This is a genomic window from Streptomyces blastmyceticus (assembly GCF_039521185.1).
Classification (GTDB): domain Bacteria; phylum Actinomycetota; class Actinomycetes; order Streptomycetales; family Streptomycetaceae; genus Streptomyces; species Streptomyces blastmyceticus.
The window spans coordinates 733,890-759,573 of sequence record NZ_BAAABW010000026.1 but is presented as its reverse complement, the minus strand read 5'-3'; the positions used below and the strand labels follow the sequence as shown (position 1 = coordinate 759,573).

At 73.5% G+C, this 25,684-nt stretch carries 21 protein-coding genes and 1 tRNA gene; 6 read left to right on the top strand and 16 right to left on the bottom strand.

Annotation, left to right across the window (positions count from 1 at the left end):
- Nucleotides 1-86 precede the first annotated feature (86 nt).
- From ABD269_RS25730 to ABD269_RS25720, 3 genes are all read right to left on the bottom strand, one after another.
- A complete protein-coding gene (locus ABD269_RS25730; RefSeq protein ID WP_301891384.1) occupies nucleotides 87-917 on the bottom strand; it encodes an aldo/keto reductase in 831 nt (276 codons plus the stop codon).
- 92 nt (nucleotides 918-1,009) lie between these two features.
- Complete coding sequence (locus ABD269_RS25725; protein ID WP_344121473.1) at nucleotides 1,010-2,836, bottom strand: AMP-dependent synthetase/ligase; 1,827 nt, start codon at nucleotides 2,834-2,836, stop codon at nucleotides 1,010-1,012.
- Nucleotides 2,837-3,004: 168 nt separating this feature from the next.
- Nucleotides 3,005-3,880: a LysR family transcriptional regulator gene (locus ABD269_RS25720; protein ID WP_344121471.1), complete on the bottom strand. Its 876-nt coding sequence runs from the start codon at nucleotides 3,878-3,880 to the stop codon at nucleotides 3,005-3,007.
- 85 nt (nucleotides 3,881-3,965) lie between these two features.
- On the opposite strand from ABD269_RS25720, the gene ABD269_RS25715 reads away from it, so the two are divergent.
- Entirely contained in the window at nucleotides 3,966-5,069 is a 1,104-nt protein-coding gene (locus tag ABD269_RS25715; RefSeq protein WP_344121469.1) for a bile acid:sodium symporter family protein, read from the top strand.
- Nucleotides 5,070-5,117: 48 nt separating this feature from the next.
- Here the strand turns inward: ABD269_RS25715 and ABD269_RS25710 are convergent, their stop codons facing one another.
- Complete coding sequence (locus tag ABD269_RS25710) at nucleotides 5,118-7,037, bottom strand: exo-alpha-sialidase (RefSeq protein WP_344121467.1); 1,920 nt, start codon at nucleotides 7,035-7,037, stop codon at nucleotides 5,118-5,120.
- Nucleotides 7,038-7,172: 135 nt separating this feature from the next.
- Nucleotides 7,173-8,105 (bottom strand): quinone oxidoreductase family protein, encoded by a 933-nt coding sequence (locus ABD269_RS25705; protein WP_344121465.1) that lies wholly within the window; start codon nucleotides 8,103-8,105, stop codon nucleotides 7,173-7,175.
- 90 nt (nucleotides 8,106-8,195) lie between these two features.
- Here ABD269_RS25705 and ABD269_RS25700 point away from each other — a divergent pair, with 90 nt between their 5' ends.
- The gene (locus ABD269_RS25700) at nucleotides 8,196-8,639 is read left to right on the top strand and encodes a MarR family winged helix-turn-helix transcriptional regulator (protein WP_301891378.1); all 444 of its coding nucleotides are present in this window, start codon (nucleotides 8,196-8,198) and stop codon (nucleotides 8,637-8,639) included.
- 14 nt (nucleotides 8,640-8,653) lie between these two features.
- Here the strand turns inward: ABD269_RS25700 and fdhD are convergent, their stop codons facing one another.
- Both fdhD and ABD269_RS25690 read right to left on the bottom strand, forming a co-directional pair.
- Nucleotides 8,654-9,511, bottom strand: a complete 858-nt coding sequence (gene fdhD / locus ABD269_RS25695; protein WP_344121464.1) for a formate dehydrogenase accessory sulfurtransferase FdhD — start codon at nucleotides 9,509-9,511, stop codon at nucleotides 8,654-8,656.
- Nucleotides 9,512-9,610: 99 nt separating this feature from the next.
- Nucleotides 9,611-10,942, bottom strand: coding sequence for a DUF2254 domain-containing protein (locus tag ABD269_RS25690; RefSeq protein ID WP_344121462.1), 1,332 nt, complete (start codon nucleotides 10,940-10,942; stop codon nucleotides 9,611-9,613).
- Nucleotides 10,943-11,048: 106 nt separating this feature from the next.
- Here ABD269_RS25690 and ABD269_RS25685 point away from each other — a divergent pair.
- Both ABD269_RS25685 and uriT read left to right on the top strand, forming a co-directional pair.
- A tRNA-Leu gene (locus ABD269_RS25685) sits at nucleotides 11,049-11,136 on the top strand.
- A 160-nt stretch (nucleotides 11,137-11,296) separates the two neighbouring features.
- Nucleotides 11,297-12,745, top strand: a complete 1,449-nt coding sequence (gene uriT / locus ABD269_RS25680; RefSeq protein WP_344121460.1) for a uridine transporter UriT — start codon at nucleotides 11,297-11,299, stop codon at nucleotides 12,743-12,745.
- Nucleotides 12,746-12,800: 55 nt separating this feature from the next.
- On the opposite strand, the gene ABD269_RS25675 is transcribed toward uriT, so the two are convergent.
- Genes ABD269_RS25675 through ABD269_RS25645 form a run of 7 tightly spaced genes read right to left on the bottom strand, consistent with a single transcriptional unit; the run spans nucleotide 12,801 to nucleotide 19,712 of the window.
- Complete coding sequence (locus ABD269_RS25675; RefSeq protein WP_344121458.1) at nucleotides 12,801-13,349, bottom strand: flavin reductase family protein; 549 nt, start codon at nucleotides 13,347-13,349, stop codon at nucleotides 12,801-12,803.
- A gap of 36 nt (nucleotides 13,350-13,385) precedes the next feature.
- Nucleotides 13,386-14,624, bottom strand: coding sequence for an MFS transporter (locus ABD269_RS25670; RefSeq protein ID WP_344121457.1), 1,239 nt, complete (start codon nucleotides 14,622-14,624; stop codon nucleotides 13,386-13,388).
- Nucleotides 14,621-15,832 carry an acyl-CoA dehydrogenase family protein gene (locus tag ABD269_RS25665; RefSeq protein WP_301891369.1) on the bottom strand — a complete coding sequence of 404 codons (1,212 nt, stop codon included), beginning with the start codon at nucleotides 15,830-15,832 and terminating at the stop codon, nucleotides 14,621-14,623. The genes ABD269_RS25670 and ABD269_RS25665 overlap by 4 nt, the downstream gene beginning before the upstream one ends.
- 29 nt (nucleotides 15,833-15,861) lie before the next feature.
- The gene (locus tag ABD269_RS25660) at nucleotides 15,862-17,031 is read right to left on the bottom strand and encodes an acyl-CoA dehydrogenase family protein (protein WP_344121455.1); all 1,170 of its coding nucleotides are present in this window, start codon (nucleotides 17,029-17,031) and stop codon (nucleotides 15,862-15,864) included.
- Entirely contained in the window at nucleotides 17,028-17,291 is a 264-nt protein-coding gene (locus tag ABD269_RS25655) for a phosphopantetheine-binding protein (protein ID WP_344121453.1), read from the bottom strand. The genes ABD269_RS25660 and ABD269_RS25655 overlap by 4 nt, the downstream gene beginning before the upstream one ends.
- A gap of 25 nt (nucleotides 17,292-17,316) precedes the next feature.
- Nucleotides 17,317-18,939, bottom strand: coding sequence for an AMP-binding protein (locus tag ABD269_RS25650; RefSeq protein ID WP_344121451.1), 1,623 nt, complete (start codon nucleotides 18,937-18,939; stop codon nucleotides 17,317-17,319).
- Nucleotides 18,936-19,712 carry an alpha/beta fold hydrolase gene (locus tag ABD269_RS25645; protein ID WP_344121449.1) on the bottom strand — a complete coding sequence of 259 codons (777 nt, stop codon included), beginning with the start codon at nucleotides 19,710-19,712 and terminating at the stop codon, nucleotides 18,936-18,938. Before ABD269_RS25645 ends, ABD269_RS25650 begins: the two co-directional genes overlap by 4 nt.
- A gap of 648 nt (nucleotides 19,713-20,360) precedes the next feature.
- Between ABD269_RS25645 and ABD269_RS25640 the strand changes: the two genes are divergently transcribed.
- Entirely contained in the window at nucleotides 20,361-21,929 is a 1,569-nt protein-coding gene (locus tag ABD269_RS25640) for an FAD-dependent monooxygenase (RefSeq protein ID WP_344121446.1), read from the top strand.
- 46 nt (nucleotides 21,930-21,975) lie between these two features.
- Here the strand turns inward: ABD269_RS25640 and ABD269_RS25635 are convergent, their stop codons facing one another.
- Nucleotides 21,976-23,586 carry an FAD-dependent monooxygenase gene (locus ABD269_RS25635; protein ID WP_344121444.1) on the bottom strand — a complete coding sequence of 537 codons (1,611 nt, stop codon included), beginning with the start codon at nucleotides 23,584-23,586 and terminating at the stop codon, nucleotides 21,976-21,978.
- A 304-nt stretch (nucleotides 23,587-23,890) separates the two neighbouring features.
- Between ABD269_RS25635 and ABD269_RS25630 the strand changes: the two genes are divergently transcribed.
- Nucleotides 23,891-24,904: a DMT family transporter gene (locus tag ABD269_RS25630; protein ID WP_344121442.1), complete on the top strand. Its 1,014-nt coding sequence runs from the start codon at nucleotides 23,891-23,893 to the stop codon at nucleotides 24,902-24,904.
- Nucleotides 24,905-24,936: 32 nt separating this feature from the next.
- Here the strand turns inward: ABD269_RS25630 and ABD269_RS25625 are convergent, their stop codons facing one another.
- The gene (locus ABD269_RS25625) at nucleotides 24,937-25,641 is read right to left on the bottom strand and encodes an endonuclease V (RefSeq protein WP_344121440.1); all 705 of its coding nucleotides are present in this window, start codon (nucleotides 25,639-25,641) and stop codon (nucleotides 24,937-24,939) included.
- Nucleotides 25,642-25,684 lie beyond the last annotated feature (43 nt).

Genomic DNA, 25,684 nt, shown 5'->3' with positions numbered 1-25,684 from the left:
GACCGTCACTCCTCGACTCGGTGGTACGGCCGGTCTTCCTGACCGGAGTTCTGTCCGTTTCCGCCGAGCTCATCCATGCCCGCGTGTCAGAGGTCGAACTCGTCCGGATCCGGACCCAGTCGCTTGCCGCTGTCGAGCGCCGCGACGGCCCGGAGGTCGTCGGCGTCCAGCTCGAAGCCGAAGACGTCGAGGTTCTCGCGGATGCGGGACGGGGTCACGGACTTGGGGATGACCACGTTGCCGAGCTGGAGGTGCCAGCGCAGCACGATCTGGGCCGGGGTCCGGCCGTGCTTGTCCGCGAGCCGGACGATCGTCGGGTCGGAGAGCAGCCCCTTGCCCTGGCCGAGCGGCGACCACGCCTCGGTGGCGATGCCGTGCCGCGCGTGCAGGGCGCGCAGCTCGGCCTGTGCCAGGTTCGGGTGCAGCTCGATCTGGTTGACGGCCGGGACCACGGACGTCTCGGCGAGCAGCCGCTCCAGGTGGGCGGGCTGGAAGTTGCAGACGCCGATGGCCTTGGCGCGGCCGTCGGCCAGGAGCTTCTCCAGGGCCTTGTAGGTGTCGACGAAGGTGTCGCGCGACGGCACGGGCCAGTGGATGAGATAGAGGTCCGCGTAGTCCAGGCCGAGCCGGTCCATCGACGCGTCGAAGGCGCGCAGGGTGGCGTCGTGGCCGTGGTCGGAGTTCCACACCTTGGTGGTCACGAAGATCTCGCCGCGCGGGACGTCGGTCGCGGCGAGTGCCTTGCCGACGCCCTCCTCGTTGCCGTAGACGGCGGCGGTGTCGATGCTGCGGTACCCGGTCTCCAGGGCGGTGGTGACGGCGTCGAACGCCTGATCGTCCGGCACCTGCCAGACGCCGTAGCCCAGCTGGGGCATCTCGACGCCGTTGTTCAGGGTGAGGGAGGGCACCTTGCTCACGAGCATGGATCCTTACGTCGGTCGTGCAGTGACGTCCATCGTCAACCGGAATCCCCATCGCCGCATTCCCGGTTCGCCCACGCCGACGGAGGTCACGTCCGGTACAGCGCCTCGACCTCCCGGGCGTACGCCTGCTCGATCGCCCGCCGCCTGAGCTTCAGCGACGGCGTCAGCAGCCCGTGCTCCTCGGTGAACTGGGCGGCCAGTATCCGGAACGTACGGATCGACTCCGCCTGGGAGACCTGGGTGTTGGCCGCGACGACCGCCCGCCGCACCGCGGCCTCCAGACCCGGGTCGCGCACCAGCTCGCCCGGGTCCGGCCGCGGCTCGCCCCGCAGCCTCAGCCAGTGCGCCACCGCCTCCATGTCGAGGGTGACCAGCGCGGCCACGTACGGGCGGTCGTTGCCGACGACGAGGCAGTGCGCGACCAGCGGGTGGGAGCGCACCCGCTCCTCCAGCGGCAGCGGTGACACGCTCTTGCCGCCCGACGTCACCAGGATCTCCTTCTTCCGCCCGGTGATGGTCAGATAGCCGTCCGCGTCCAGCGCGCCCAGGTCCCCGGTGGCGAACCAGCCGTCGCGCAGCACCGCGTCCGTCCCCCTCGGGTCGCCCAGATAGCCGGAGAAGACCTGCCCGCCGCGCAGCCAGATCTCGCCGTCGTCGGCGATGCGCACGGTCGTGCCCGGCACGGGCTGCCCCACCGTCCCGAAGCGGGTCCGCTCGGGCGGGTTGGCGGTCGCGGCGCCGGTCGTCTCCGTCAGGCCGTACCCCTCCAGCACGGTGACGCCCGCGCCCGCGAGGAACAGCCCCAGCCGCCGGTCCATCGCCGAGCCGCCCGACATCGCGTACCGGACCCGGCCGCCCAGGGCCGCGCGCACCCGGGCGTAGACGAGCCGGTCGAAGACCTGGTGCCGCACGCGCAGCGCGGCGCCCGGCCCCGGCCCGGTGCCGAAGGCCCGCTGCTCCAGCGCCTCCGCGTACCGCACGGCGACCTCGACGGCCTTGTCGAAGGGGCCGCCGCGCCCCTCGGACTCCGCCGCGCGGCGGGCCGTCGCGAAGATCTTCTCGAAGACGTACGGCACGGCGAGCACGAACGTCGGCCGGAAGTCCCGCAGGTCGGGCAGCAGCGCGGCGGCTGTCAGCTGGGGCTGGTGGCCCAGCTTGACCCCGCCCCGCACCGCCGCGACCTGCACCATCCGCCCGAAGACATGCGCCAGCGGCAGGAAGAGCAGGGTGGCCGCCGCCTCGCCGGGCCGGGAGCGGAAGACGCTCGCGTAGCGTTCGAGGACGTTGTCGGCCTCCGCCATGAAATTGGCGTGGGTGAGCACACAGCCCTTGGGTCGGCCCGTGGTGCCGGAGGTGTAGATGACGGTCGCCGGGGTCGAGGGGGTGAGCGCCATCCGGTGCCGGTGCACGACCTCGTCCGCGATCCGCCCGCCCGCGGCGCTCAGCGTCTCGACGGCACCGTCGTCCAGCTGCCACAGCCGGGACAGCCGTGGCAGCCCGTCGACGACGGAACCCACCGTCATCGCGTGGTCCTCGTGCTCGACGACACAGGCGGTGACGCCCGCGTCGTGCAGGATCCAGCGGACCTGCTCGGCCGAGGAGGTGGGGTACAGCGGCACGGACTGCGCGCCGACCGTCCACAGGGCGAAGTCGAAGAGCGTCCACTCGTAGCGCGTACGGGACATGACGGCGACCCGGTCGCCGAACCGGATCCCCTCCGCGAGCAGGCCCTTCGCCAGCGCCAGCACCTCGTCCCTGAAGGCCGCGGCGGTCACGTCCCGCCACCGGCCGTCCGGGCCCTTGCGGCCGAACGCGACTTCCTCCGGGTGTGCGGCCGCGCGGTCGAAGACGACGTCCGCCAGCCCTCCGACGTGGGGCGACGTCACCAGGGGTGGGACGGTGAACTCGCGCAACTGGCCAGCTCCTGCTTGTTTCTCGTGACGCTCCGTGCAGCGCGGTGACCGTACCCGGTCCGGGCGGGTCCCGAACCCTTTTCCGTACGACCCTGTGCCAATCCCTCACCGGGTCTGCGCTTGATGTGTACCTCAGAGGCAAAAGCGCGGCGCGTCGGACCCGCGCGTTCAGGCCTGCCGGAGCCCCGGGGTCTGGAGGCGGTCGCCGGACGCCAGGATCGCCTCCGCCAGCGCCTCCGCGGGCCCCCGGGCGGCGGGCGCGGCCCCGTACAGCAGCACTACGTCGATGCCGCCCAGCTCCGGCAGCCCGGCCCGGGCCGGGATCCGCGACAGGCCCGGCGGGATCATGCCCTGCGTATGGGCCATCACCCCAAGACCCGCACGGGCCGCCGCCACCAGGCCGTTGAGGCTGCCGCTCGTACACGTCACCCGCCAGGCGCGCCCGTGCCGCTCCAGCACCTCCAGGGCGCGGGCCCGGGTCACCGCGGGCGGCGGGAAGACGACCAGGGGCAGCGGCCGGTGCGGGTCCAGGCGCAGCCGCTCGCTGCCGATCCACACCAGCCGGTCCCGCCAGACCAGCCGCCCGTGCGGCTCGTCGGGGTGCCGCTTGACCAGCACCAGGTCGAAGCGCCCCGCCGCCAGCTGCTGGTGCAGCGTCCCGGAGAGGTCGACGGTCAGCTCCAGGTCGACCTCCGGGTGGTCGCGCCGGAAGCCCTCCAGGATCTCGGGCAGCCGGGTCAGCACGAAGTCCTCCGACGCCCCGAACCGCAGTCGGCCGCGCAGCCGCGTCCCCGCGAACCAGCCCGTGGCGCGCTCGTTCGCCTCCAGGATCGTGCGGGCGAAGCCGAGCATCGCCTCGCCGTCCTCGGTCAGCTCCACCCCGTGGGTGTCCCGGGCGAACAGCTGCCGCCCGGCCGCCGCCTCCAGCCTGCGCACCTGCTGGCTCACCGTCGACTGCCGCAGCCCCAGCCGCCCGGCGGCCTGCGTGAAGCTCAGCGTCTGCGCGACGGTGAGGAACGTACGGAGCTGCACGGGATCGAACACCAGTCCATGCTATCTCCATCTGTGATAACAGTCAGTGCGGTGAGCGGGGTTCCCGATATCGCAGGTCAGAGGCAGGCTCAACGGCATGCGACGCCCTGCCTTCCTCTCCCGCGTCCCCCTGGACCCCTATATAGCCGCCCTGCTCGGCACGGTCCTCCTCGCCGCCCTGCTGCCCGCCCGCGGCGCCGCCGCGCCGGTCGCCGGCGGCACCGCCACGGCGGCGGTCGCGCTCCTGTTCTTCCTCTACGGCGCCCGGCTCTCCGCCCGCGAGGCGATGGACGGGCTGCGCCACTGGCGGCTGCACCTGACCGTCCTGGCCTGTACGTTCGTGCTCTTCCCGCTGCTCGGGCTGGCCGCCCGCGGCCTCGTCCCGTACGTCCTGACCCCACAGCTCCACTCGGGGCTGCTCTTCCTGTGCCTGGTGCCCTCGACCATCCAGTCGTCCATCGCCTTCACCTCCATCGCGCGCGGCAACGTGGCGGCGGCGGTCTGCGCGGGCTCCTTCTCCAGCATCGTCGGCATCATCCTCACCCCGCTCCTCGCCGCCCTTCTCCTGGGCAACAGCGGCGGCGGCTTCTCCGCGCACTCCCTGCTCTCGATCGTCACCCAGCTGCTCATCCCCTTCCTGGCCGGCCAGCTGCTGCGCCGCTGGGTGAGCGGCTTCCTCGTCCGGCACAAGAAGGTGCTGGGATACGTCGACCGGGGCTCGATCCTCCTCGTCGTCTACGCCGCGTTCAGCGAGGGCGTCATCCGCGGCATCTGGCACCAGGTCACCCCCGTACGCCTGCTGGCGCTGCTCGGCGTCGAGGCGGTGCTCCTCGCGCTCATGCTCACGATCACGACCTACGCTTCGCGCCGGCTCGGCTTCAGCCGCGAGGACCGCATCGCGATCATCTTCTGCGGCTCGAAGAAGAGCTTGGCCGGGGGGCTGCCCATGGCCGGCGTGCTCTTTGGGGCGCAGGCGAGTCTGGCGGTGTTGCCGTTGATGCTTTTCCATCAGATGCAGTTGATGGTGTGCGCGGTGTTGGCGAAGCGGTACGCGAGGACGCCTGCGGCGGGCTCTTCCCCAGCCCCGCCCCTTCCCGAAACCGGGGCTCCGCCCCGGACCCCGGACCGCGCGGTGTCCTCAAACGCCGGACAGGCTGATTTCCGGCTACGGCCCGCGAAATCCAGCCCGTCCGGCGATTGAGGACGCGCCCGCAGGGCGCCCCCGCCGCAGGCGGCAACGGACCTTCCCCTAGCTGTCCAGCGGCAGCCAGACGCGCAGCGCCCGCGGCGACACCCCGTCGTTCGACCCGCGCAATCGCGCCAGCTCCGCATCCGACAACCCCCGCCCATACACCCGAACTTCGTCCAGTTCACCGCGGAAGAACCCACGACCATCCGGCCGTTGCCCCACGTGCACGCCGAACGGAGACGTCCGGCTCACAGACCCCCGCACGCCCGCCACCGCCACGGACGCGCCGTCCACCGTGAGAGTGAGGCGCCCGCCCCCGCGCCGCAGGGCCACGAAGTGCCAGTTACCGTCCTCGTACGCGCCCGCCGCCCGTGCCGTGGCCGACCGGGCCGGGCCCGGGCCGGTCACGGCGGTGAGGGAGCCGGTGACGCCCCGGGCGTCGCTCCGCAGGGACACCTGGGGCGCGCCGCCGACCCCGCCCATCCACAGCAGCGGCTGCTCCCCGCGCACGGCGGCCGGCGCCCGGAACCACAGCGACGCCGTGAAGTCCCGTTCACCCAGCGGGAGTTCCCGCCGGTAGGGGAGCCGCACCGCGGCGTCCGTGCCGTCGAACGACAGCGCTCCGCCGAAGCGGCCCGCGACCGGGCGCGCCCCGCCGAGGACGGTGGCGCCCGGCGCGCCCGGCGCCAGGTCCGGTGTTGTGGGGTCGGGGCCGCGGCGCGGGCCCAGCCACCTCTCGGTGAAGCGGGCGAAGCGGATCTCGTCGTGCGCGTCGGCCTTGCCCGCCTCGTAGAGCAGCCCGGCCGTCCCGGGGGAGACGACGGCCATGTCGGAGTAGCCGGACCAGTCGGCGGTGACGCGCCTGCCGCGTTCCACGCTCTCCCAGGTGCGCCCCTGGTCGTAGGAGGAGCGGATGGTCATCGTGCGGCGGCGGTCGGGGTCCGCGGGCAGGGACAGCAGCCAGCGGCCGTCGCGCAGCGGCAGGACGGCCCCCTGGACCATGGGGGCGTAGAGGTCGGGAACCGCCTGGAAAGGGGCGTCGAAGGTGTTCCCCGCGTCGCGGCTGACCGCGACGTCGCGGTTGCCGAGGTCGGTGCCGCCCTGCTCGCGGCCGTTGACGTGGATCGCCCCGTCGCTCCGCTCGGCGAGGATGAGTTCGGAGGGCATCTGGCGGTACGTGCCGTCGCGCGCGATGCGGTGGGTGTCCACGGCGCCCAGCCGCCAATGTGCGCCCCCGTCGTCGCTGAGGGCGAGCGCGGCGTGGTCGGCGGTGACCCGGGTGCCGTCGTGGCTCTCGGCGTTGACCCCGACGACGAGGCGGCCGCGGTGCGGCCCGTGGACGAGCTGGATGCCGTGGCCGGGGCCGGTGGCGTACCAGGAGTTCCAGCCGCGCGGCCGGATCTCCCGGGTGATGTCGCGCGGCCGCGACCAGGTCGTGCCGTCGTCGTCGCTGTACTGCACGTGCGGGGTGCGGTCGCAGGGCACGTCGCAGTTGCCCGCGTCCGGGCGGCCCGCGTTGTAGGTCGTGGCGAGCACGATCCGGCCGGTGCGCCGGTCGACGACGGGCGCCGGGTTGCCGTGGGTGTCGCCCCGGCCCTCGTCGACGACCCGCAGCGGACCCCACGTACGGCCCCCGTCGGTGGAGCGCCTGAGGACGATGTCGATGTCGGTGGCGTCGCCGCAGTTGTGTCTTCGGCCCTCGGCGAAGGCGAGCAGGGCGCCGCGGGCCGTGGCCACGAGCGCGGGGATGCGGAAGCAGGCGTAGTCCCCTTCCGCCTCGCCCTCTGTCTGCCCCGCCTTGAACAGCACGCGCTCCTCGAACCCGCCCGGACCGGACGCCCCGGCCCGTACGGGCTGGAGCGCGAGCGCGAGCAGCGTGATCGACAGCGCGGCCGCCGCCGTGCGCCCCGCGGCGCGGCGGGCGCGGGAAGGAGCGTAAGTGACGGTGTGTCGGGGACCTGTGCGGGGGAGCGGCGCCATGGCCCGGCCCTTTCGCGTCGAGGCAGTGCGGGAGCTGTCGTGACACGCGGAAACCGGGCGGCGCGTACGCCTGCCCGGTGAGGCCGAACGTACGGGGCGGGCCGTGGTCCCACAAGGCCGGTTGCGCCAATGAGCTCACACGGGGCGCAGCACCACCTTGCCGAGGTTGACGCGCGACTCGATGATCCGGTGCGCCTCGGCGGCTTCCTCCAGCGGCAGTTCGGCGTGGATCCGGGGTCGCAGCCGCCCGGCGGCGAGGAGTTCCCACAGCTCAAGGCGCCACTGCTCCATCAGCGCGGGCCGGTGCCGGGCGATGAGCGCCATCTGGAAGCCGATGGCGGACTTCGCGCCGACCAGCAGGTCGTACGCCTCGATCGTGCCGCCGCCCGAGCTGTACGCCACCAGCCGCCCGCCGGGCGCGAGCGCCGCGAGCGCGGGGGTCAGGAGCGCGCCGCCGACGGCGTCCAGGACGATGTCGACCGGTGCGACGTCCGCGAGCGCGTCGTACGTCACGACCTCGTCCGCGCCCAGCGACCGCACGAAGTCGGCCTTCGCGGCCGAGCTCACCGCGCCCACCACCCGCTTCGCGCCGCGCGCCTTGGCGAGCTGTACGGCGAGGTGGCCCGCCCCGCTCGCCGCGGCCGTCACGAGCACCGACTCGCCCTCGGCCGGGCGGGCGGCCTCGTAGGCACCGAGGGCGACGAGGCCGCAGCGTACGAGCGCGACGGCGTCCACGGCGCTTGCCGAGGCGGGCACGGGGGAGGCCATGGAGGAGTGGAGGAGGGAGTGGTCGGCGTAGCCGTCGGCGAAGCACAGGCCCGTGACGCGGTCGCCGACGGCGAAGCCGGTCACCTCCGGGCCGACGGCGACGATCTCCCCGGCGACCTCGCCGCCCAGGCTCGCGGGCAGCGGGAGGCCGCCCTCGCGCACCTTCCGCACGACCGGGAGGGTGACGCCGACGGCCTCGGTGCGCAGCAGGAGTTCGCCGGGGCCGGGGCGGGGGACGTCCGTCGTCTCGACGCGCAGGACCTCGGGGCCGCCGTTCTCGTGATACCGGACGCGACGCATGGGCACCTCACCTCACAGGAGTCGTTGGTGAGCCCAACGGTATCCCTGTTTCGTTGGGAGGTCCAATGGTTTCTTCGGTAGGCTCGTGCCATGGCAGAGAACGAGCCCGCGCTCACCCGGATCCGCGCCCTCCCCAGCTGGCTGCTCAACCGCGCCTCCGCGCGCGGCCGCCGCCTCGTCGGCGAGGCCCTCGCCCGCGAGGGCATGCGCATGCCGCACCACGCCGTGCTGTCCGCCGTCGCCGACCGCGGCCCCGTCGCCCAGGCGGAGCTCGGCCGCACCACGGGCTTCGATCCCAAGGACATGGTCGGCATCCTCAACGACCTCCAGGCCGCCGAGCTCGTCACCCGCGCCCCCGACCCCACCGACCGCCGCAAGAACGCGATCTCCCTCACCCCCGAGGGCCGCCGGCTCCTGGCCCGCCTCGCGGCCCTGGGCGAGGAGGCCAACGAGACGCTGCTCGCCGTCCTCTCGCCCGCCGAGCGCGAACAGTTCCTGGCGCTCCTGACCCGGGTCGCGGAGGCGACCGACTGAGGGCGCCGCAGCCGTCAGTCCAGCACCACCCGCTGCTCACCCGCGTACACGTTCATCGACGACCCGCGCAGGAAGCCCACCAGCGTCAGCCCGGTCTCCGCGGCCAGGTCCACCGCCAGCGACGACGGCGCCGACACCGCCGCGAGCACCGGGATGCCCGCCATGACCGCCTTCTGCGCCAGCTCGAACGAGGCGCGCCCCGACACCAGCAGCACCGTGCCCGACAGCGGCAGCAGCCCCTGCTGGAGCGCCCGCCCGACGATCTTGTCGACCGCGTTGTGCCGGCCCACGTCCTCGCGCACATCGAGCAGTTCGCCCTCCGCGGAGAACAGCGCCGCACCGTGCAGGCCGCCCGTCCGCTCGAAGACCTGCTGTGCCGCCCGCAGCCGGTCGGGCAGGGCGGCCAGAAGTGCCGGTTCCAGCCGCATCGGTGACGGACCGTCGGAAATGGCGTGCCGTGCGGTCGTCCGTACGGCGTCCAGGCTCGCCTTGCCGCACAGGCCGCACGACGACGTGGTGTAGACGTTGCGCTCCAGCGCGATGTCGGGCAACGGCACCCCGGGCGCGAGCCGCACGTCCACGACGTTGTACGTGTTCGAGCCTCCCCCAGCTACCGCTGGGGGTGCCCCCACCGTCGCCCCCGCGCAGTAGACGATGTTGGCCAGCTCCTCCGCGCCGCCCAGCACGCCCTCGCTGACCAGGAACCCCGCCGCGAGCGCGAAGTCGTCGCCGGGGGTGCGCATGGTGATCGCGAGCGGCTTGCCGTTCAGCCGGATCTCCATCGGCTCCTCGGCCACCAAGGTGTCGGGGCGGGCGCCGACGGCCCCGTCCCGGATGCGGATGACTCGGCGTCGTGCGGTGACCCGTCCCATGGCGATCAGTCCCGGTGCTGGTGGTGGCGGTGAACGCCTCATTCTCCCCGGCGGCGCCGGACGCTCTGGCGGCGGGGCTTGGGGGAAGAAAAGCCCTGCCTAGCCGATCCCCTGGCGGTCCGGGAGGAGCGCGAACTCCCGGTCCGCCGGCTCCCGTACGTGGCGTTCCACCGCCTGCCGCAGCAACTCGCGGTGGCGCAGCAACGGTGGGCGCCGCCCCTCCGGGGCCAGGGCGGTCAGGTCCTCCAGCGCCGCCATCAGGCGCCGGGTCACCTGCGGCGCACCCGTCGCGCAGCCGCGGATCTCGGCGAAGCCCAGGTCGACGAGGTCCGTCCAGCCGGGCAGGTCCTGCACCAGCCGCACCGTTCCCCGGCGGTCGCAGTGGCGCAGCGCGCCCAGGGGGCGGCCGGCGACGGCGGCCAGGATCTGTACGATCCGGTCCAGGCACTGCACGGCGGTCGTGGGGTCGTTGACGGCGGGGGACAGGGCCCGCTGCGCGATGTCGGACAACTGCCGCAGCCCGAACCCCAGGTCCTGGTGGAAGGTGCGCTCCACGCCCACCGAGACGGTGTAGCGCAGCGCCCGCGGCGGCGGCCCCGTACCGCCGTGCACCGCGAGCACCGGCGTGCCCGGCACGACGAAGTCCCCGATCCGGGGGATGAGCCGCAGCACGACCCCGTACCGCCGGGCCACCCGCACCAGCCGCGCGATGTTCACGTCCCGCAGCACCCCGGCCCGGCCCCGGTGGGCGACCTCGGCCGAGGCGGGGCCGAGGGCCGGGGCCTCGGCGCCCGCCGCGCCGTGCTTGTCCAGCACCCGGAAGGACTCCCAGGCGATCCGGTCGATGACGTGGCTGACCCGCATCAGCCGGATCGTGGAGTTCACATAGGCGATGAACAGCACCAGGCTCACCATGACCATCACCACGCAGGCGATGCTGGAGAGGAACGGCACCGTCTGCACCGTGCGGGGATCGGTGTCCCCCTGGTACGAGGCCTGCACCAGCAGCGCGAACAGGAACGTCGCGAGGAAGACCGCGAACGTGCACTTGGTGATCCGGCTGCGGACGTAGAGCCGCACCACGCGCGGCGAGAACTGCCCGCTGGCCATCTGGAGCGCGACCAGGCTGATGGAGAACACCACGCCGATGAAGGTCAGCATCGCGGACCCCACGGTGGTGATGATCGACTTCGTGTCGTCGGCGAGGTCGATCAGGGAGGAGACGGTGTCGTAGTCGCCCTCCCGCTGGAGGGTCTCGATCAGCAGCCCGTCGAGCTCCAGGGCCACCACCGCCGTCACCGCGGCCCCCACCAGCCCCACGGCCGGGGCGAACCAGAAGGTGTCCCGCAGATGCTCCCGCAGCGGCGACAGCGGCCGGGGTCTGCGCCGTGCGACGCCGTTCGGCGTCACGGTTTGTCCAGCATTGCCCATAAATGGAGCTTATGGCCCGCATGGATACCCAGGTGAAAGGCACTCCGAAACCTTGGTATTGTTATCCATGTCGCCGCGGGGAACACCCCGCAGAGACAGACACCTTGTCCGGGTGGCGGAATGGCAGACGCGCTAGCTTGAGGTGCTAGTGCCCTTTATCGGGCGTGGGGGTTCAAGTCCCCCCTCGGACACCACGAAGAACCCCAGCATTTGCTGGGGTTTTTCTGTGTTTGGGAGGCGGTGCGCCAGGAGCGTGACCGGCTGCCCCAGAGATACAGCCCCTTTTGACCGGAGACGGTAACTTTGTCCACTCCGGTAGCAGCCGATCGCTGCGTTCCCAGAGATCCACGAGGCATGAACGTTTCCCGTACCGACCGCATCCACGGTGACCGGCCCGACGTGACCGGCCACCGCCCCGTCCGCGTGGGCGTGCTCGTCACCGCTCTCCTCACGGCCTGCATCGCCTTCCAGCTGAACGCGAGCATGCTCAGCCCCGCGCTGAAGAGCATCGAGGACAGCCTCGGCGCCAGCTCCGCCGAGATCGGTCTCACCCAGACCGCCTTCTTCACCTCGGCCGCCCTGTTCTCGCTCTTCCTGCCGCGCCTCGGCGACGTCATCGGCCGCCGCAAGGTCCTGGCCGGGATGCTGGCCCTGATGGCCGTCGGATGCGTCGTGGCCGCGCTGGCGACCAGCGTGCCCATGCTCTTCGTCGGCCGTGTCATCCAGGGCGCGTCCGGCCCGGTCGTCCCGCTGTGCCTGATCATGCTGCGGCAGGAGGTGACCGAGCCCAAGAAGTACGGCACCCTCCTGGGCGTGATCACCGCCGTCAACGGCGGCATCGCCGGTGTCGACTCCCTCGCCGGCGGCTACCTCGCCGACAACCACGGCTTCGGGTCCGTCTTCTGGGCGATGGCGGTCGTGGCGGTCGTCGCCACCGTCCTCGTCGCCACCCTGACCCCCGAGTCCAAGGTGCCCGCCGCCGACCGGATGGACTGGCCGGGCGTCGGCCTTCTGGTCGTCTCGGTCGGGGCGCTGCTCATCGCGCTCAACGAGGCGGGCAAGCTCGGCGCCGCGAACTGGACGCTCGTCGGCGTCCTCGTCGTCGTCTCCGCCGTAGCCTTCGCCCTGTTCTGGCGGACCGAGGACCGCAGCACCCACCCCCTGGTCGCCACCCGGCACCTGCGCCAGCGCTCGACCTGGGCGACCCTGCTGACCACCGTGCTCACCATGACCGGTGTGTTCGCCGTCATGAACGGGCTGATCCCCGCCTTCGCGCAGGATGCCAAGGCGGGTCTCGGCATGACCGCCGAGCAGTCCGCGTGGTGGACCCTCACGCCGTACGCGCTGGCCGGACTGGCCATGGGCCCGGTCGCGGGCCGGCTCGCCGCCACCTACGGCTACGGGCGGATCCTGCGCATCGGGCTCGTCGGGGCAGTGGCCTCCGTCGTCCTGATGATCCTGACGATGCCCGCCCACTCCCGCGTGCTGCTGCTGGTGGCCTCGGTCCTGGTGGGCATCACCTACGCGGGCGTGGCGAACATCGTCCTCAACGGGCTCGGCATCGTGCTGTCCCCGAGCGAGAACCCGGGCTTCCTGCCCGGGCTCAACGCGGGCGCCTTCAACCTCGGCGCCGGTCTCAGCTTCGCCCTCCTGTACGCGGTCAAGACCGCGGCCATGCCCTCGGACCCGGCGTCGTCCACCGGCTACACCTCCGGCATGATCGCCGGCGTGGTCATCCTGGCCGTGGCTATCGCGACGTCCTTCCTCATCCCGAAGCCGGTGGCGGCCGAAGCGCACGCCTGACGCCTACCTCCCGGACCCCCGTGCGGGGGCTGCCCCCGTGGCAGCCCCCGCACGGTCATGTCGCGGGCCATGTGGCGTACCTGCGCATGCCGTACAGCAACGGCGCCGGGCGGGGCTCCGGCGCCTCGTCCGTGCGGACGACCTCGCCCAGGACGATCGTGTGGTCGCCCGCCCGGGTGAGGCGTATCACGCGGCACTCCGCCCAGGTGTGCGCGTCCTCCGGGAGTACGGGGAGACCGAGGTCCGGGGACAGGTGCCAGGGGATCTTCGTGAAGCGGCCCGCGTCCCGGGTGGCGAACGCCTCCGCCGCGCGGCGGCCCGCCCCGTGCAGCAGGTTCAGGGCGAACCAGCCGTGCTCCGCGAGCACCGGGAGCGTGCTGCCGGAGTTGGAGGCGCAGAACAGCAGCAGCGGCGGCGCCAGCGAGACACCGCACCAGGCGGTGCACGCGAAGCCGTAGGGGTTGCCGAGCCCGTCCTGGGTGGTCACCACGGCCACCCCGCCGGGATGGGAGGCCATCAGGGCGCGGAAGCCGTCGGGATCGACGAGGGTGAGCATGGCGGTGCCGTCGTCGACGGCACCGCTCCTGCCGGATGCGGTGGTCATGGCGGGGTCCTCTCGTGGGTGGTGATCATGACGTCCTCACGTCGGGCGCGGCGGCCGGGAGCCGACCGCCGCCGTGACCGCGATGCTCGCCGCGCACAGCACCGTGACCACCCCGGCGAAAATGCCCGCGGCCGCCATGAGCGTGCCGTGCGACAGCAGCACGGCCACCCCGACGACCGGCAGGGTCAGGCCCAGATACGCGGCGACGAAATAGCCGGAGACCAGCTCCGAGACGCGGCCGGGCCGCGCCTGTGCCGCCACCAGCGCCAGACCGGACTTGAAGGAAGTGCCCGCGCCCGCGCCGCCGAGCACCGAGCCGCACAGGAAGAGCGGCAGCGAGGCGGCGGACAGCCCCGCCACGATCAGCCCGAGCCCCAGCGGCACACAGGCCATGCCCACCGCCAGACCGGTGCGTGGCGGCAGCCGCACCGCGAACAGCTGGGCCGTCCCGGCGGAGCCGAAGGCGCTGAACGCCACCAGCCCGACCGCGAGATGACTGTGGTCGTGCAGCCCCTCGACCAGGAAGTTCCCCGCAAGCGAGGCCAGCAGCCCCAGCAGCGCGAAGGACGCGAAGACCGCGACCGCCGCGGCGGCGAACGTACGGCGGGCCGCGGCGGGCACGCTCAGCCGCTGCGGCCGGATCCCCCCGCCGCGCGGCGCGACGGGCTCGGGCAGCCACGCCAGGGCGAGCCCCGGCAGCAGCAGCGCGGTCAGGACGACGTACGGCAGGACGGTGGGGGAGGGGGCGTACTCCACCAGCAGCCCCGACAGCAGGGAACCGCTGCCCAGACCGGCCATGTTGGTGACCGACGCGATCAGCGCCGCGCGGGGCCGGTCCGGGTGCAGCTCCCCCAGATAGGCGGTGGCGGCGCCCGTGGTCAGCCCCACGGAGACACCGGACAGCACGCGCCCGGCGAACAGCCCGGGCAGCGTGGGGAAGGCGATGAAGACGACGCCGCTGACCGCGGCCACCAGCAGCGCCGGGGCGAGCGTGGCCCGCCGCCCGATCTGGTCCGACAGCCCCCCGAACAGCAGCAGGGAGACCAGGATGCCGCCCGCGTACGCCGCGAAGACCAGGGCCACGACCGGCGGGGACAGGTGCAGCCGCTGCGCGTACACGGAATAGACGGGTGTGGGAACGGTGCCGCCCGCCATCACCACCAACAGCACGTAGGTGACGGTGGGCACGGCGGCGCGCGACGCCCTGGAGGGCGCCGGCGCGGCGGTGGCGGGCGCGCCCGCGGGGGCGGCCGGCCGGGGTCGGATGGCGCTCACCAGTCGAAGGCCGTCGCGTCGTGGAGGTTGACACCGAGGGCCGCCTTGCCGAGGTACTCCAGGCACTCCTCCGGCTTGGCGGGCATGACGGAGGCGAACGACGCCTCCCGCAGCAGCCGTTCCAGCGGCTGCGAGCGGTTGACGGCGGCCGACCCGCAGATGCGGACGGCGTCCTGGGCGAGCTCCGGGCCGACCTCGCCGACGATGTACTTCGCCGCGTGCACCGCGGCGTTGGCGCCGACCGTGCCCCGCCCGCTGTCGATCCGCGCGCCCGCCTCGTGGACCAGCGCGCGCGCCGCGCCGAGCCGCGCGGCCATCCGGCCGAGCTCCCGCTGCAGCACCGGGGAGGCGGCCCGGCGGGGCGAGGCGGCGACGTAGTCGGTGGTGAAGCGGAGCACCGCCTCGGCGATGCCCAGATACGCGCCGGTGTAGCCGGAGATCATCCAGTGCGGCTCGCGCACCAGCTTGTACATCGACATCCCCTCGACCCCGAGGAAGAGCCGGGAGCGCGGTACGGGCACGGCGTCGAGGACCATGCCCGCGGTGCTGGTGCCGTACATCGCGGACAGGCTGTGCACCTCGCCGAAGCGGACGCCCGGGTCGTCGGCGGCCACCACGAAGTGCGAGACCTCGCCGCTGCCCTCCGTCCCCTCGGCGCGGGCCGCGACCACGTAGTAGTCGGCCACGCCCGCCAGCGAGACGAACGACTTCTCCCCGGTGAGGACATAGCCCCGGCCGTCGGCATAGGGGCGGTACGTCGTGCGCACCCCCCGCAGCTTCGCCCCGCTCCCGGCCTCGGAGGTGGCGGACGCGAACATCTTCCGGCCGCGGACCACCTCGTCGTACAGCCAGGACCGGAAGGCGTCCGCCGCGGGCGGCAGCGGTGTGGCGGCCGACTCGCACAGCGAGCCGATGGCGACGTTGTGCATGTTGAAGCCGAGGGCGGCGGCGCCGTTGTGGGCGCCCAGCACGGCCAGCACGCGGGAGTACCCGGCGAAGCCGAGCCCGGCGCCGCCCGCCTCCCGCGGCACGAGCAGCCCCAGCAGGCCCGCGTCCCGCAGGATGCGGTACGTCTCGTGGCCGTCGGCACGGCCGGCGTCCACGTCGGCGGCCAGCGGCGCGAGGGCAGCGCCCGTCTTCTCGGCGAGTTTCAGGAGTTCTTCGATATCGGTGGGCAGGGACTCTTCGGTCAGGGACTCGGTGGGCACGGACAGGGCCATGAGGGGCCTTTCGGGAATCAGTTCTCTACGGGAAGGCCGAATTCCCGTGCGACGCCGACGCGCAGCAGGTCGTTCGGGCCGGCATAGGTGAGGGCCGCCATCGGGCTGTGCAGGTCGGCGGGGAGTTCCGAGTCGGCGATGAAGGCCCGTACGCCCGACAGCGCGGTGGCGTGCCCGGTCAGCCGTACGTAGTCCTCCGACACGGAGATCTTGGTGAGCGCCGCCTCGGCCGACAGCCGGCGCGTGGGCGTGCCCGCGTCGAGCCGCGCCGCCATGGCGTACAGCAGGCTGCGCGAGCGGTGCAGGGCCAGCGCCATGTCGCTGACCCGCGCGGCCACTTGGTGACTCGCGCCCATCCTGCGCCCGAAGTGGTCGCGCTCGGACGCCCAAGTGGTGATCCGCTGGAGCGTGATGCGCATCGGGCCGAGGGCGTAACCGAGCAGCAGGGCCCGCTCCCAGGTGGTGGTGGAGGAGAGGATGGCAAGTCCCGAGCCCTCCGCGCCGATCCGGTGGTCCGCGGTCAGGCGTACGCCCTCGAAGGCCAGCTCCCCCATGGGCACACCCGGCAGGGCGGTCTTGGCGAACGCGTCGGCGCGGGTCACCCCCGGTGTGTCGACGGGGAAGAGGAAGGCGGACAGGGCGAACGGCGAACGGTTCTCCTCGGTGCGGGCGAAGACCAGGGCCAGGTCGGCCACCGGCGCGGCCGTGATGAAGGTCTTGGCGCCGTCCAGCACATAGCCGTCGCCGTCGCGGCGGGCCCGGGTGTCCATCGACAGCGGGTCGCTGCCGCCCCGGCGCTCGGTCAGCGCGTGACACAACAGGACCCGGCCCTCCTGGAGGTGGGCGAGGGATCGCCACGCCTCCTCGGGGAGCACCGCGCGCAGGGGGTACTGCATGCCGAACACCTGGGACGCCAGGGCGTAGACGACACCGGGGTCGACGCCCGCCAGGCCGATGCCCTCCACCATGGCCAAGGAGCGGGTGACGGGCCCGGGGGCGTCACCCGCCCGGTCCGGCTCCGGCGGATCCAGCCGCAGCACCCCGAGCCCGGCCAGCGCCTCCCACTGGTCGCGGAAGCCCTTGCCGGCCAGCTGCTCGGCCAGCGGCCGGGCCCGGTCGCGGTATTCGCTCACCACGGCCTCGGTCGCGGTGGGACCGGTGCGCAGCAGACGGTCCGTGGCGGTCATCGCGCGGCCCCCGCCCCGATGTTCTCCAGAACGGCCCACAGGGCCCCCGGGCTGCGGAAGTTGGCCGCGACGATCTCGGTGTCCGGCAGGCTGAGACCGGCCTCGGTGTCGAGGGCGGTGACGATCTGCATGATGGTGAGCGAGTCCAGCAGGCCCAGTTCGAGCAGCGGGGTGTCGGGGAGGAGCCGCTGCGGCTCCTCCCCACGACCCCAGGTGATCTTGCTGCTGATGAGGGCGCAGAGGTCTTCCACGGAGTGCACGGTCGGGCTCCTTCGGTGGGAGGGTTCAGGCGGTGGCGGTGGAGGTGGCGAGCGCGCGGCGGTCGACCTTGCCGCGGGCGTTGACGGGCAGCGAGTCGGTGGTGACCACCCGGTCGGGCAGCATGCGCAGGGGCAGGACGCCGCGCAGCCCGGCCAGGACGTCCTCGGCGCTCGCGGCGGTCCGGACGTACGCCCAGATCTCGCCGCGGTGCGGGCCGTCCTTGGCGACGACCGCGGCGGCGGCGACCTGTGGCAGGCCGAGCACGGCGCTCTCGACGTCGAGCAGGTCGATGCGGTGGCCGCGCCGCTTGACCTGCGAGTCGCCGCGACCGCGCAGGAAGACGCGGCCGTCCCCGGTGATCCGGCCGATGTCGCCGGTGGCGTACGCGCGGCGCGGGACGCCGTCGCGGAAGACGACGGTACGGGTGGGGTCGACCAGCGCGCCGTCCTGGAGATAGCCCTGGAAGACGGTGGCCCCGGCGACGAGGATCTCGCCCTGGCCGTCCGTGGGCCGGCCGTCCTCGTCGAAGACGTCGACGGTGTCGCCGTCGACGGCCCGGCCGATGGTGATCTCCTGGTCGGCGGTCCAGTCGGCGGGCACCCGGCTGTAGGTGCACACATTGGTCTCGGTGGGCCCGTAGAGGTTGTAGAAGGGCACGTCGCCCAGGAGGCCCAGATACCGCTCCAGCGGGCGCGGCGCGAAGGGCTCGCCCGCGAAGGCCGCGACCCGCAGCGAGGCCGGGAAGTTCCCCTCGATGCCGCCCTGTTCGAGCATGCCCTGATAGAGCGAGGGCACCGCGTAGAACGCGGTGATCCGCTGCTCCGTGAGCCAGCCGACGACGTCGCGCGGGAAGGCCCGCAGCACGTCGGGCATCAGGACGGCGCAGGCGCCCGCCGCGGCCGTGCTGAACAGGTCGAAGGTCGTGAGGTCGAAGGTGAGCGCGGCCTGCGAGCCGACCCGGTCCGTCCCGGTCAGGCCGAGCTCCTCGGCGGCCCAGAGGGCGAAGTGGGCGACGTTGGCGTGGGAGAGCAGGACGCCTTTGGGGCGGCCGGTGCTTCCGGAAGTGAACAGGACGTAGCCGCCGCGGTCTGTTGGGGCGGGCAGTGGGTGCGGCTTCTCGGCCGTGGGGAGGGTGCGGATCCAATGCAGGCCGTGGTCCAGTGCGCCTTCCGTTGCCGCGGGGCTCTGCCCCGGACCCCGGTCCTCAAACGCCGGACGGGCTGGTTTTTCCGGACCGTTGTCGCTTGACTGCAGGTCCTTTTCACGTGTCATCGCCTCCTTCGCGGCCCTGCGGCTCGTCTCCAGCGCCCGGTCCGAGGTGAGCAGCACGGAGATTCCCGCGCCGCGCACCATGTGCGCGGTCCGTACCGGCGGGTCCGCCACGTCGAGCGGGGCCACGACCGCCCCGGCCCGCAGGCCCGCGTAGATGCCGAGGACCGCGGCCGTCCCCTTGGGCGCGTGGACGCCCACCCGGTCGCCGGGTGTCACCCCGGCGGCGGCCAGCCGGCCCGCCAACGCATCGACGGCGTCGTCCAGTTCGGCGTACGTCCAGGTGCGTCCCTCGGCGGTCAGGGCCGGCCGGCCGGGATGGCGGCGGGCGGCGGCGGTGAGCAGGGCGTCCAGGCGGATGTCGTCGGTGTCGCTCATGGTCGGGTCTCCTGGCGCAACGCGGGGTCGACAAGGAAGGTGTGGACGGCTTCGATCACGTCGTCGGTCCGTTCCAGGTGCGGGGTGTGGCCGCAGTCGGACAGCTCCAGCCGCCGTACGGGGCCGGGCAGGGCGTGCTGTGCCGCGTCGAGGTGGGCCGTGGTGCCGTACTGGTCGCGGTCGCCCTGGACGAGGAGGACGGGGGCGGTGACCCCGGCGAGGTCGGGCCCGATGTCCCAGTCGCGGAACTCCGGGGAGAGCCACACCTGGCTCCAGCCGTGGAAGACGGCCCCCGGGTCCTGGTGGTAGAAGGCCAGCTCCCGGGCCAGCGGCCCGGACGCGAAGGCGGCGCGGGCCACTTCGATGCCCCGCAGGGTGCGGTCCTCGACGAAGAGGTGCGGGGCCATCACCACGGCCGCCTCGACGGGGTGCGCGGCCGCGTGCAGCAGCGCGATCGAGGCGCCGTCGCTGTGCCCGACGAGCACGGGCCGGTGCAGGCCGAGCCGGTCGAGGAGCTCGGGCAGGACCTCGTGCGCCTCCTCGTGCATATAGCGGGGTGACCTCGGCAGCCGGGCCGGGCCCGAACTTCCGTAACCGTGCCGGGAGAAGACCAGGGCGCGCCGCCCGGTGGCCGCCGCCAGGCGTGCGGGAAAGCGCCGCCACATGGCGATGCAGCCGAGTCCTTCGTGAAGGAGAACCAGAGGCGCCGCTTCGGGATCGCCGCCGAGCACCGTGTATTCGACGGGCCCGCGCGATAACTCGATGGTGGACATCCGATGTCCTCGCTGTGAGTGCCGGTTGGGTGAACAGGGGAACGCCGACCATCGGCCGAACCGATACTTGCTCACGTCAATGTCGTCGTCAACTGCTTTCTGGATTCGGTGAGTTGAATCCAATGCGACGAGGACCGCGGTAAACTGCGCGAACCGCGGAATATGAAATTCCTGCCGCGCCGGGGTGTGCCGCGCCGGTCCTGCGGCGTTCTTCCCGGTGTACGAGCAGGGGGAGTCCGGACTTCCGTGATCAAGCGGCAAATCGCGGTGAACGTCCTCCAGTTGCGGTATCCCTCCCCATTCGGGCCGATCCTCCGGGGGCCGCTCGGGACGCTGGACGCCAGGGAGTGAAAGGCGTCACGGCCGCGGAAAAGTGCTGGCTCCGCGCCGTGTGCAGGGGTTATCATGAACTTTCCTTTGATTTCCCGGAGTTCGCGTCGCATCGCCCACCGGACGCATTTATTCGCAGGGCCGGCCACGAGACCCTCCGGGACCGTCCGGGGCGAAATCCCCCGGTCCGCCGAATCCACTCCTTCCGGTCCGGCCGCCGCCCGGCCCCTCCATCCGCCCCGGGCCGAGGCCGTACGGCCCCGTTGAGCGGCGCCTGACGCACCCCGACAATCACGACAAGGGGGGAGGGGGATGCCCATGAGCGACTTCCAGGATGTCGTGGTCGTCGGCGGCGGGCCCGCGGGCCTCGCGCTGGCCGTCGCGCTGCGGATGTACGGGGTGGGCGTGACCGTCGTCGAGAAGGAGTGCCGCCCCGGGCGGGAGCCCCGGGTCGGCGTGCTGCGGCAGCGGGCCCTGGAAGTGCTGCGCGACCTCGGCTGCGCGGAGGGACTCCTGGCCGACGGCCTGCTGCTGAGCCGGGCCGAGGTGTACGTCCGGGGGCGGCACATCGGATGCCGCCCGACGGACGTGCCCGGCACGGCCTTCCCCCGCCCGCTGTCCGTCGAACAGGGCGCCGTGCGGCCCCTGTTGGAACGCCGCCTCCGGGCGCTCGGCGGCGACGTCCGCCGGGGCACCGAGGCGCTGGCCGTGCGCCTGCGGGGCGACGGCGCCGAGGTGGACGTCCGCGGCCCCGACGGCCGGTCCCGGACGCTCGGCTGTCGCTGGGTCGTGGGCTGCGACGGCGCCCGCGGCCTCGTCCGCACCACGCTCGGCATCCCCTGCGAGGGCGAGCCCCGCCCCGGCCTCCAGGCCCTGCAGATCAACGCCGAGGTCGACTGGAAGTACGGCGACGCCCGCGACACCGTCCGCGTCTTCCTCGAACGCCGGCTGTGCGCCGTAGCCACCCCCAGGCCGGGCGGCGGCTACCGGCTCCTGTGCTTCCTGCGGGACCCCGACCCCCGGATCACCGCGGCGCCCTGCCCCGACGAGGTGCGCGACCTGCTGGCCCGCGGCACCCACGACCCCGGCCTGCACCTGATGCCGACCGACCCGCCATGGGCCTGCCGTGCCCGCTTCCACGACCGCGCCGCGGCCTCGCTGCGCGTGGGCCGCGCTCTGCTGGTGGGCGGCAGTGCCCACGTGTGGGCCCCGGTCGGCGGCCATGGCCTGGACGCCGGGCTGCGCGGCGCGCACAACCTCGGCTGGAAGCTGGCGGCCGTGCACCACGGCTGGGCGGCGCCCGCCCTCCTCGACACCTACGCCACCGAACAGCGCCGGACCGCGCGGCAGCTCGCACGGTGGCTGAGCCGCACCCTCCCCGAACTGCCCGCCGCCCCGCCCGTCCTCGCCGCGCTGGGGATCGTCGGCCCCGCCGTGCGGGCGGACGGCCGGATGGACCGACGGAGCCGGGCCGTCCTCAGCCACTTCGTCGTGGACCACCGCACCAGCGTCCTGTCGGCCGACGCCGGCGGCCCCGGCCCGCTCCGCGCGGGCGACCGCCTGCCGGACCTCCCCGTCGTCCAGGGCGGGCGGCGGTGCGGGCTGCACGACCTGCTCTCGTACACGCGGTGGACGCTGTTGGTCGTCCCGGGCCATCAGGGGAGCGACGTCGGCGACGCGATGGGGATGCGGCGGGTGCTGGCGGACTACGCGGTGCCGGCGGAGGTGTTCCACGTCCGGCCGGTGTCGGACGAAAGGGGCCGGCCCGGTGGCATGCTCCTCGTCCGGCCGGACGGGCATGTGGGCCTGCGGGCGCGGCTGGGGGACGGGCGGGCGCTGGCGGCCTACCTGGGCCGATGGTTCGCCCGGCGGGCACAGCCGGTCTGAACTGCCCGGCGGCCGACACTCATACGGACGCCGGCCGTACCGGATCTCACCGCCGCCCGCCCCGCACCGTGTCCGCCAGTGCCCCCGGATCCGGCGGCAGCCGCGTTCCGCGCCAAGCGACATGCCCGTCGGGACGTACCAGGACGTACGGCAGACGATGGCACGCGGCCACCTGTGGCGCGTAGCAGTGGGTCATCCGCAGGGGCACGCCCCGATCGGTGAACGCGCGCTCGAAGCCGTTCAACTGCGCGTAGTCGTGTCGGCGTTCGGAACCGGCGAGCAGCAGCAGACGGTAGGACAGGCCGTAGAGATCGAGGGTGGAGATCCCCGCGCCCAGCCACGCGTGCGGGGCCCGGGCCCCGGGCACGGCGTCCGTACGCCAGTCGAAGTCGCCGGGCCCGTCGGGGACGACGACAGGCGAGTCATATCGGACGCCGAAGACCGTATCCGGCGAAATGAACTCACCCTGGGCCCCGCCGCGTTCCAGCCGCCCCGCCAGCTCGGCCCTGGCACGCACACCCTCCGGGGAGTCCGCCAGGACCGCCTCGGGCACCTCGCGGCGCAGGCCCCGCCAGGGAGCGCCGTGTCCGGCCACCGGGCGCCGTTCGGTGTCGTACGTGTCGAGCAGGCCGGGGCCCGCCCAGCCCGCCAGCTCCGCGGTGAGCTTCCAGCCGAGGTCGGCGGCGTCGCAGAGGCCGGCCTCCAGACCCGCGCCACCGGGCGGCGGCAGACACCGGGCGGCGTCTCCCGCGAGCAGGACGCGGCCCTGCCGGAAGCGGTCGGCGACGCGGTGGGTCAGATGCCAGACCCTCTCGGAGACGAGTTCCAGCGGCGTGTCGAGCCCAACCGCCGTACGGACCAGGCTCATCGCGTCCTGTCCGAAGGCGCCGCGCTCCTGCTGCCCGCGCTCCGCCCCCACCGTCAGCCGGTACAGCTCCCGTCCGTCGACCGCCCGCACGGGGAAGCGCAGCGCCGGTGGCCGGACCAGGAGGTGCACCAGGGCGCCGCGCGGGCCGAGCCGGCCGCGCAGCCGGGGCGCGCGGAAGAGGATGTCGCGCAGGAGGCGCGTACCGTGCCGCGTCGGGGCGGCGATGCCCACCGCCGCGCGCACGGCCGATTCCGCGCCGTCGCAGCCGACCAGATAGCGCGCCCGGAACGTCAGGCGCGCCCCGTCGCGCAGGTCGGTCGCCGAGGCGGTGACGAGGCCGGCGTCCTGGGTGAAGCCGTCGAACCGGCAGCGGAGCCGCAGCGGCCCCTCGGGATCCGCCCCCACTTCCCGCGCGAGCAGGGGGGTGAGCCGGTGCTGCGGGCAGACCTGTTCGGGCTCGGGGGTGTGCGGCAGGGGCGGCCGGCTGTCGACGGTGCCGCGGCGCACGCGGTGGATCTCGTGTCCGCCGACGGACGTCACCCAGGCGACGTCCAGGGGGTGGTCGCCGGGCCAGCCGGACACCCGGATCGCGTCGGCGACGCCCCAGCGCCGGAACAGCTCCATCGACCGGGCCCCGACCGTGCTCGCCCCCTGGTGCGGTACGCCGCCGTCGGAGGCGTCGAGCACGAGGAACCGCACGCCTCGGTACCGCAGGTCGAGCGCCAGCGCCAGCCCGACCGGACCGCCGCCCACGATCAGCACGTCGGTCTCGTGGTGCAGCCGGGTCACCGTTCCCCCTCCAGGTGTCGTCGGCCCTCGAATACGGAATCGGGAATTGATTCCGCGATCGAGGATTTCAGTCGGCCGTACGAAAAGGCAATGGGATTCCTCAATCGTCAATTCCGCACGGAAAGAAATGTAAATAGCATTTCTCCGGGGCGGCGGCGTCTCGGGGTGGCCCCCTACGTACCGTTGTGGCCCCGTACTCCATCCGTAGTACCCGACAGTCCGTTCTCAGGTACGACGACGTACCCGGCGCACCGAGGCAAGGTGGAGGTATGAGGGGCTTCGGGACGGACCGGCGAGGGGCGACGTGAGTTCGCTGGCGATGTCGGTGCTGCTGTGTCTGGTGTCCGCCGTCTGCTACGCGGGCGCGGCCATCGTGCAGGAGCGTGTCGCCACCACAAGCGGCGGCGGCGCCTGCGGTCCGCTGCGGCACGCGAGCTGGTGGGGCGCGGTCGGGCTGACCGGAGTGGGTGCCGCGCTGCACGTGCTGGCCCTGGCCTACGGCCCGCTGAGCCTGGTGCAGCCGCTGGGCGCGCTCACCATCGTCTTCGCCCTGCCGATGGCGGCGGTGTTCGTCCGTAGACCTGTCGGCGCCGTCGGCTGGCGCGGCGCGCTGCTCGCCACCGGAGGGCTGGCGGCACTGCTGACGCTCACGGGGCCGCCGCGCACCGAGTCACTCGACCGCACCGCGAGACCGGTGCTCGCCGCGGCCGGGCTGGGCGCCGTCGTCGCCCTCACGCTCGCCGCGCGCTGGGTCTACCGCCCGGTGCTCCGGGGCGTGGTGCTGGCCTCGGCGGCCGGTGTCGCCTTCGGCCTGGCCTCCGTCTTCACCAAGGCCGCCGCCGAGGACTGGACCTCGCACGAGACCGGCTCCCTGCCGCTGGTGCTGGCCTGCGTGGTGTTCTTCGCCTCTGCCGGACTGCTGCTCTCCCAGTCCTCCTACCGCGGCGCGGGCCTCGCCGCCCCGCTCGCCATGCTCACCGTCGTCAATCCCGCGGTGGCCGCCGCCATCGGGATAACAGTGCTCGGCGAGGGCTTCCGCCATGGGCTGCTCGGAGGTGTGCTGGCCGCGGTGGCCGGCGCGGTGGCCGCGAGCGGCGTGATCACGCTGACGGCGCGCGACGCGGAGCGCGCGCCGCCCGAGCAGGCATCTCTTCCCGAGCCGCGGGGCTTCGCCCCGGACGATCTCGGACCGGCGGACCGCCACATCTCGGGCGCGAGCCCGCTGCGCCTGCGGCGGGCGGCCTCAAACGCCGGCCGGGCTGGATTTGCCACCTGCGACCGCCGAGCCGCGGCGCATTCGAGCTCGTCCGGAGACTGAGGAAGAGGAAGCAGCACGAGAAGCCCCCGCCCTCACGCATCCGCGGACGCCGCTCGCAGAGCGGCGCGGCACAGCGCGTCCGCTCTCCGCGTCGTCTCCGGCAGACGGAATTCGCGGGCCAGTCGCAGGGTGAACGCGCAGGCGCGGTCCAGGCTCACCCGGTGGCCGACCGATACGAAGACCGGTTTCACGCCGGACCGGGTGCGGACGGCCCGGCCGACCTCCTCGGCGCCGTCCAGCAGGGGCGAGGTGTCGCCGCGGAGCGGGCCCGGGTCGGCGTGGCGGAAGGTGAAGGGGTTCTTGGCGACGCCGATCGTCGGCAGGCCCGTCAGGACCCCGAGGTGGCTGGCCAGGCCGAAGCGGCGCGGGTGCGCGAGCCCGTAGCCGTCGCAGACCACCAGGCCGGGGGAGACCGGCAGCCGGTCCAGCGCGGCCAGGACGGTGGGTATCTCGCGGAAGGCGAGCAGCCCGGGCACGTAGGGGAAGGCGACCCGGCCGACCGCCGTCGCCTCCGCCACGACCTCCAGGGTGTCGCTGTCGAGGGCGACGGCCGCCGCCGCGACGAGGTCGTGCTCGTCGTCGTAGGCGACGTCCACGCCGACGGCGATCAGGGGTGCGTCGGGGGACGGCCCCGGCTCGTCCCGCACCACCCGGCCCCGCAACTCGTCCTGGACGGCGGTCGCTTCCGCCTCGGTCGTGGGCCAGCCCGCGGGCAGTTCGTCAGGTGTGTCGCTCATGGTGGGCCTCACGCTACCGGCCGGGCGCGCCGGGGAGGCCCGG

Bases quoted from the DNA above. Each gene is read 5' to 3' on its own strand.
- uriT (WP_344121460.1), top strand. From the start codon at position 11,297: ATGAACGTTTCCCGTACCGACCGCATCCACGGTGACCGGCCCGACGTG.
- ABD269_RS25690 (WP_344121462.1), bottom strand. From the start codon at position 10,942: ATGGGCAATGCTGGACAAACCGTGACGCCGAACGGCGTCGCACGGCGC.
- ABD269_RS25650 (WP_344121451.1), bottom strand. From the start codon at position 18,939: ATGAGCGACACCGACGACATCCGCCTGGACGCCCTGCTCACCGCCGCC.
- ABD269_RS25705 (WP_344121465.1), bottom strand. From the start codon at position 8,105: ATGCGTCGCGTCCGGTATCACGAGAACGGCGGCCCCGAGGTCCTGCGC.
- ABD269_RS25675 (WP_344121458.1), bottom strand. From the start codon at position 13,349: ATGACCACCGCATCCGGCAGGAGCGGTGCCGTCGACGACGGCACCGCC.
- ABD269_RS25645 (WP_344121449.1), bottom strand. From the start codon at position 19,712: ATGTCCACCATCGAGTTATCGCGCGGGCCCGTCGAATACACGGTGCTC.
- fdhD (WP_344121464.1), bottom strand. From the start codon at position 9,511: ATGGGACGGGTCACCGCACGACGCCGAGTCATCCGCATCCGGGACGGG.
- ABD269_RS25700 (WP_301891378.1), top strand. From the start codon at position 8,196: ATGGCAGAGAACGAGCCCGCGCTCACCCGGATCCGCGCCCTCCCCAGC.
- ABD269_RS25660 (WP_344121455.1), bottom strand. From the start codon at position 17,031: ATGACCGCCACGGACCGTCTGCTGCGCACCGGTCCCACCGCGACCGAG.
- ABD269_RS25715 (WP_344121469.1), top strand. From the start codon at position 3,966: ATGCGACGCCCTGCCTTCCTCTCCCGCGTCCCCCTGGACCCCTATATA.
- ABD269_RS25625 (WP_344121440.1), bottom strand. From the start codon at position 25,641: ATGAGCGACACACCTGACGAACTGCCCGCGGGCTGGCCCACGACCGAG.
- ABD269_RS25640 (WP_344121446.1), top strand. From the start codon at position 20,361: ATGAGCGACTTCCAGGATGTCGTGGTCGTCGGCGGCGGGCCCGCGGGC.
- ABD269_RS25710 (WP_344121467.1), bottom strand. From the start codon at position 7,037: ATGGCGCCGCTCCCCCGCACAGGTCCCCGACACACCGTCACTTACGCT.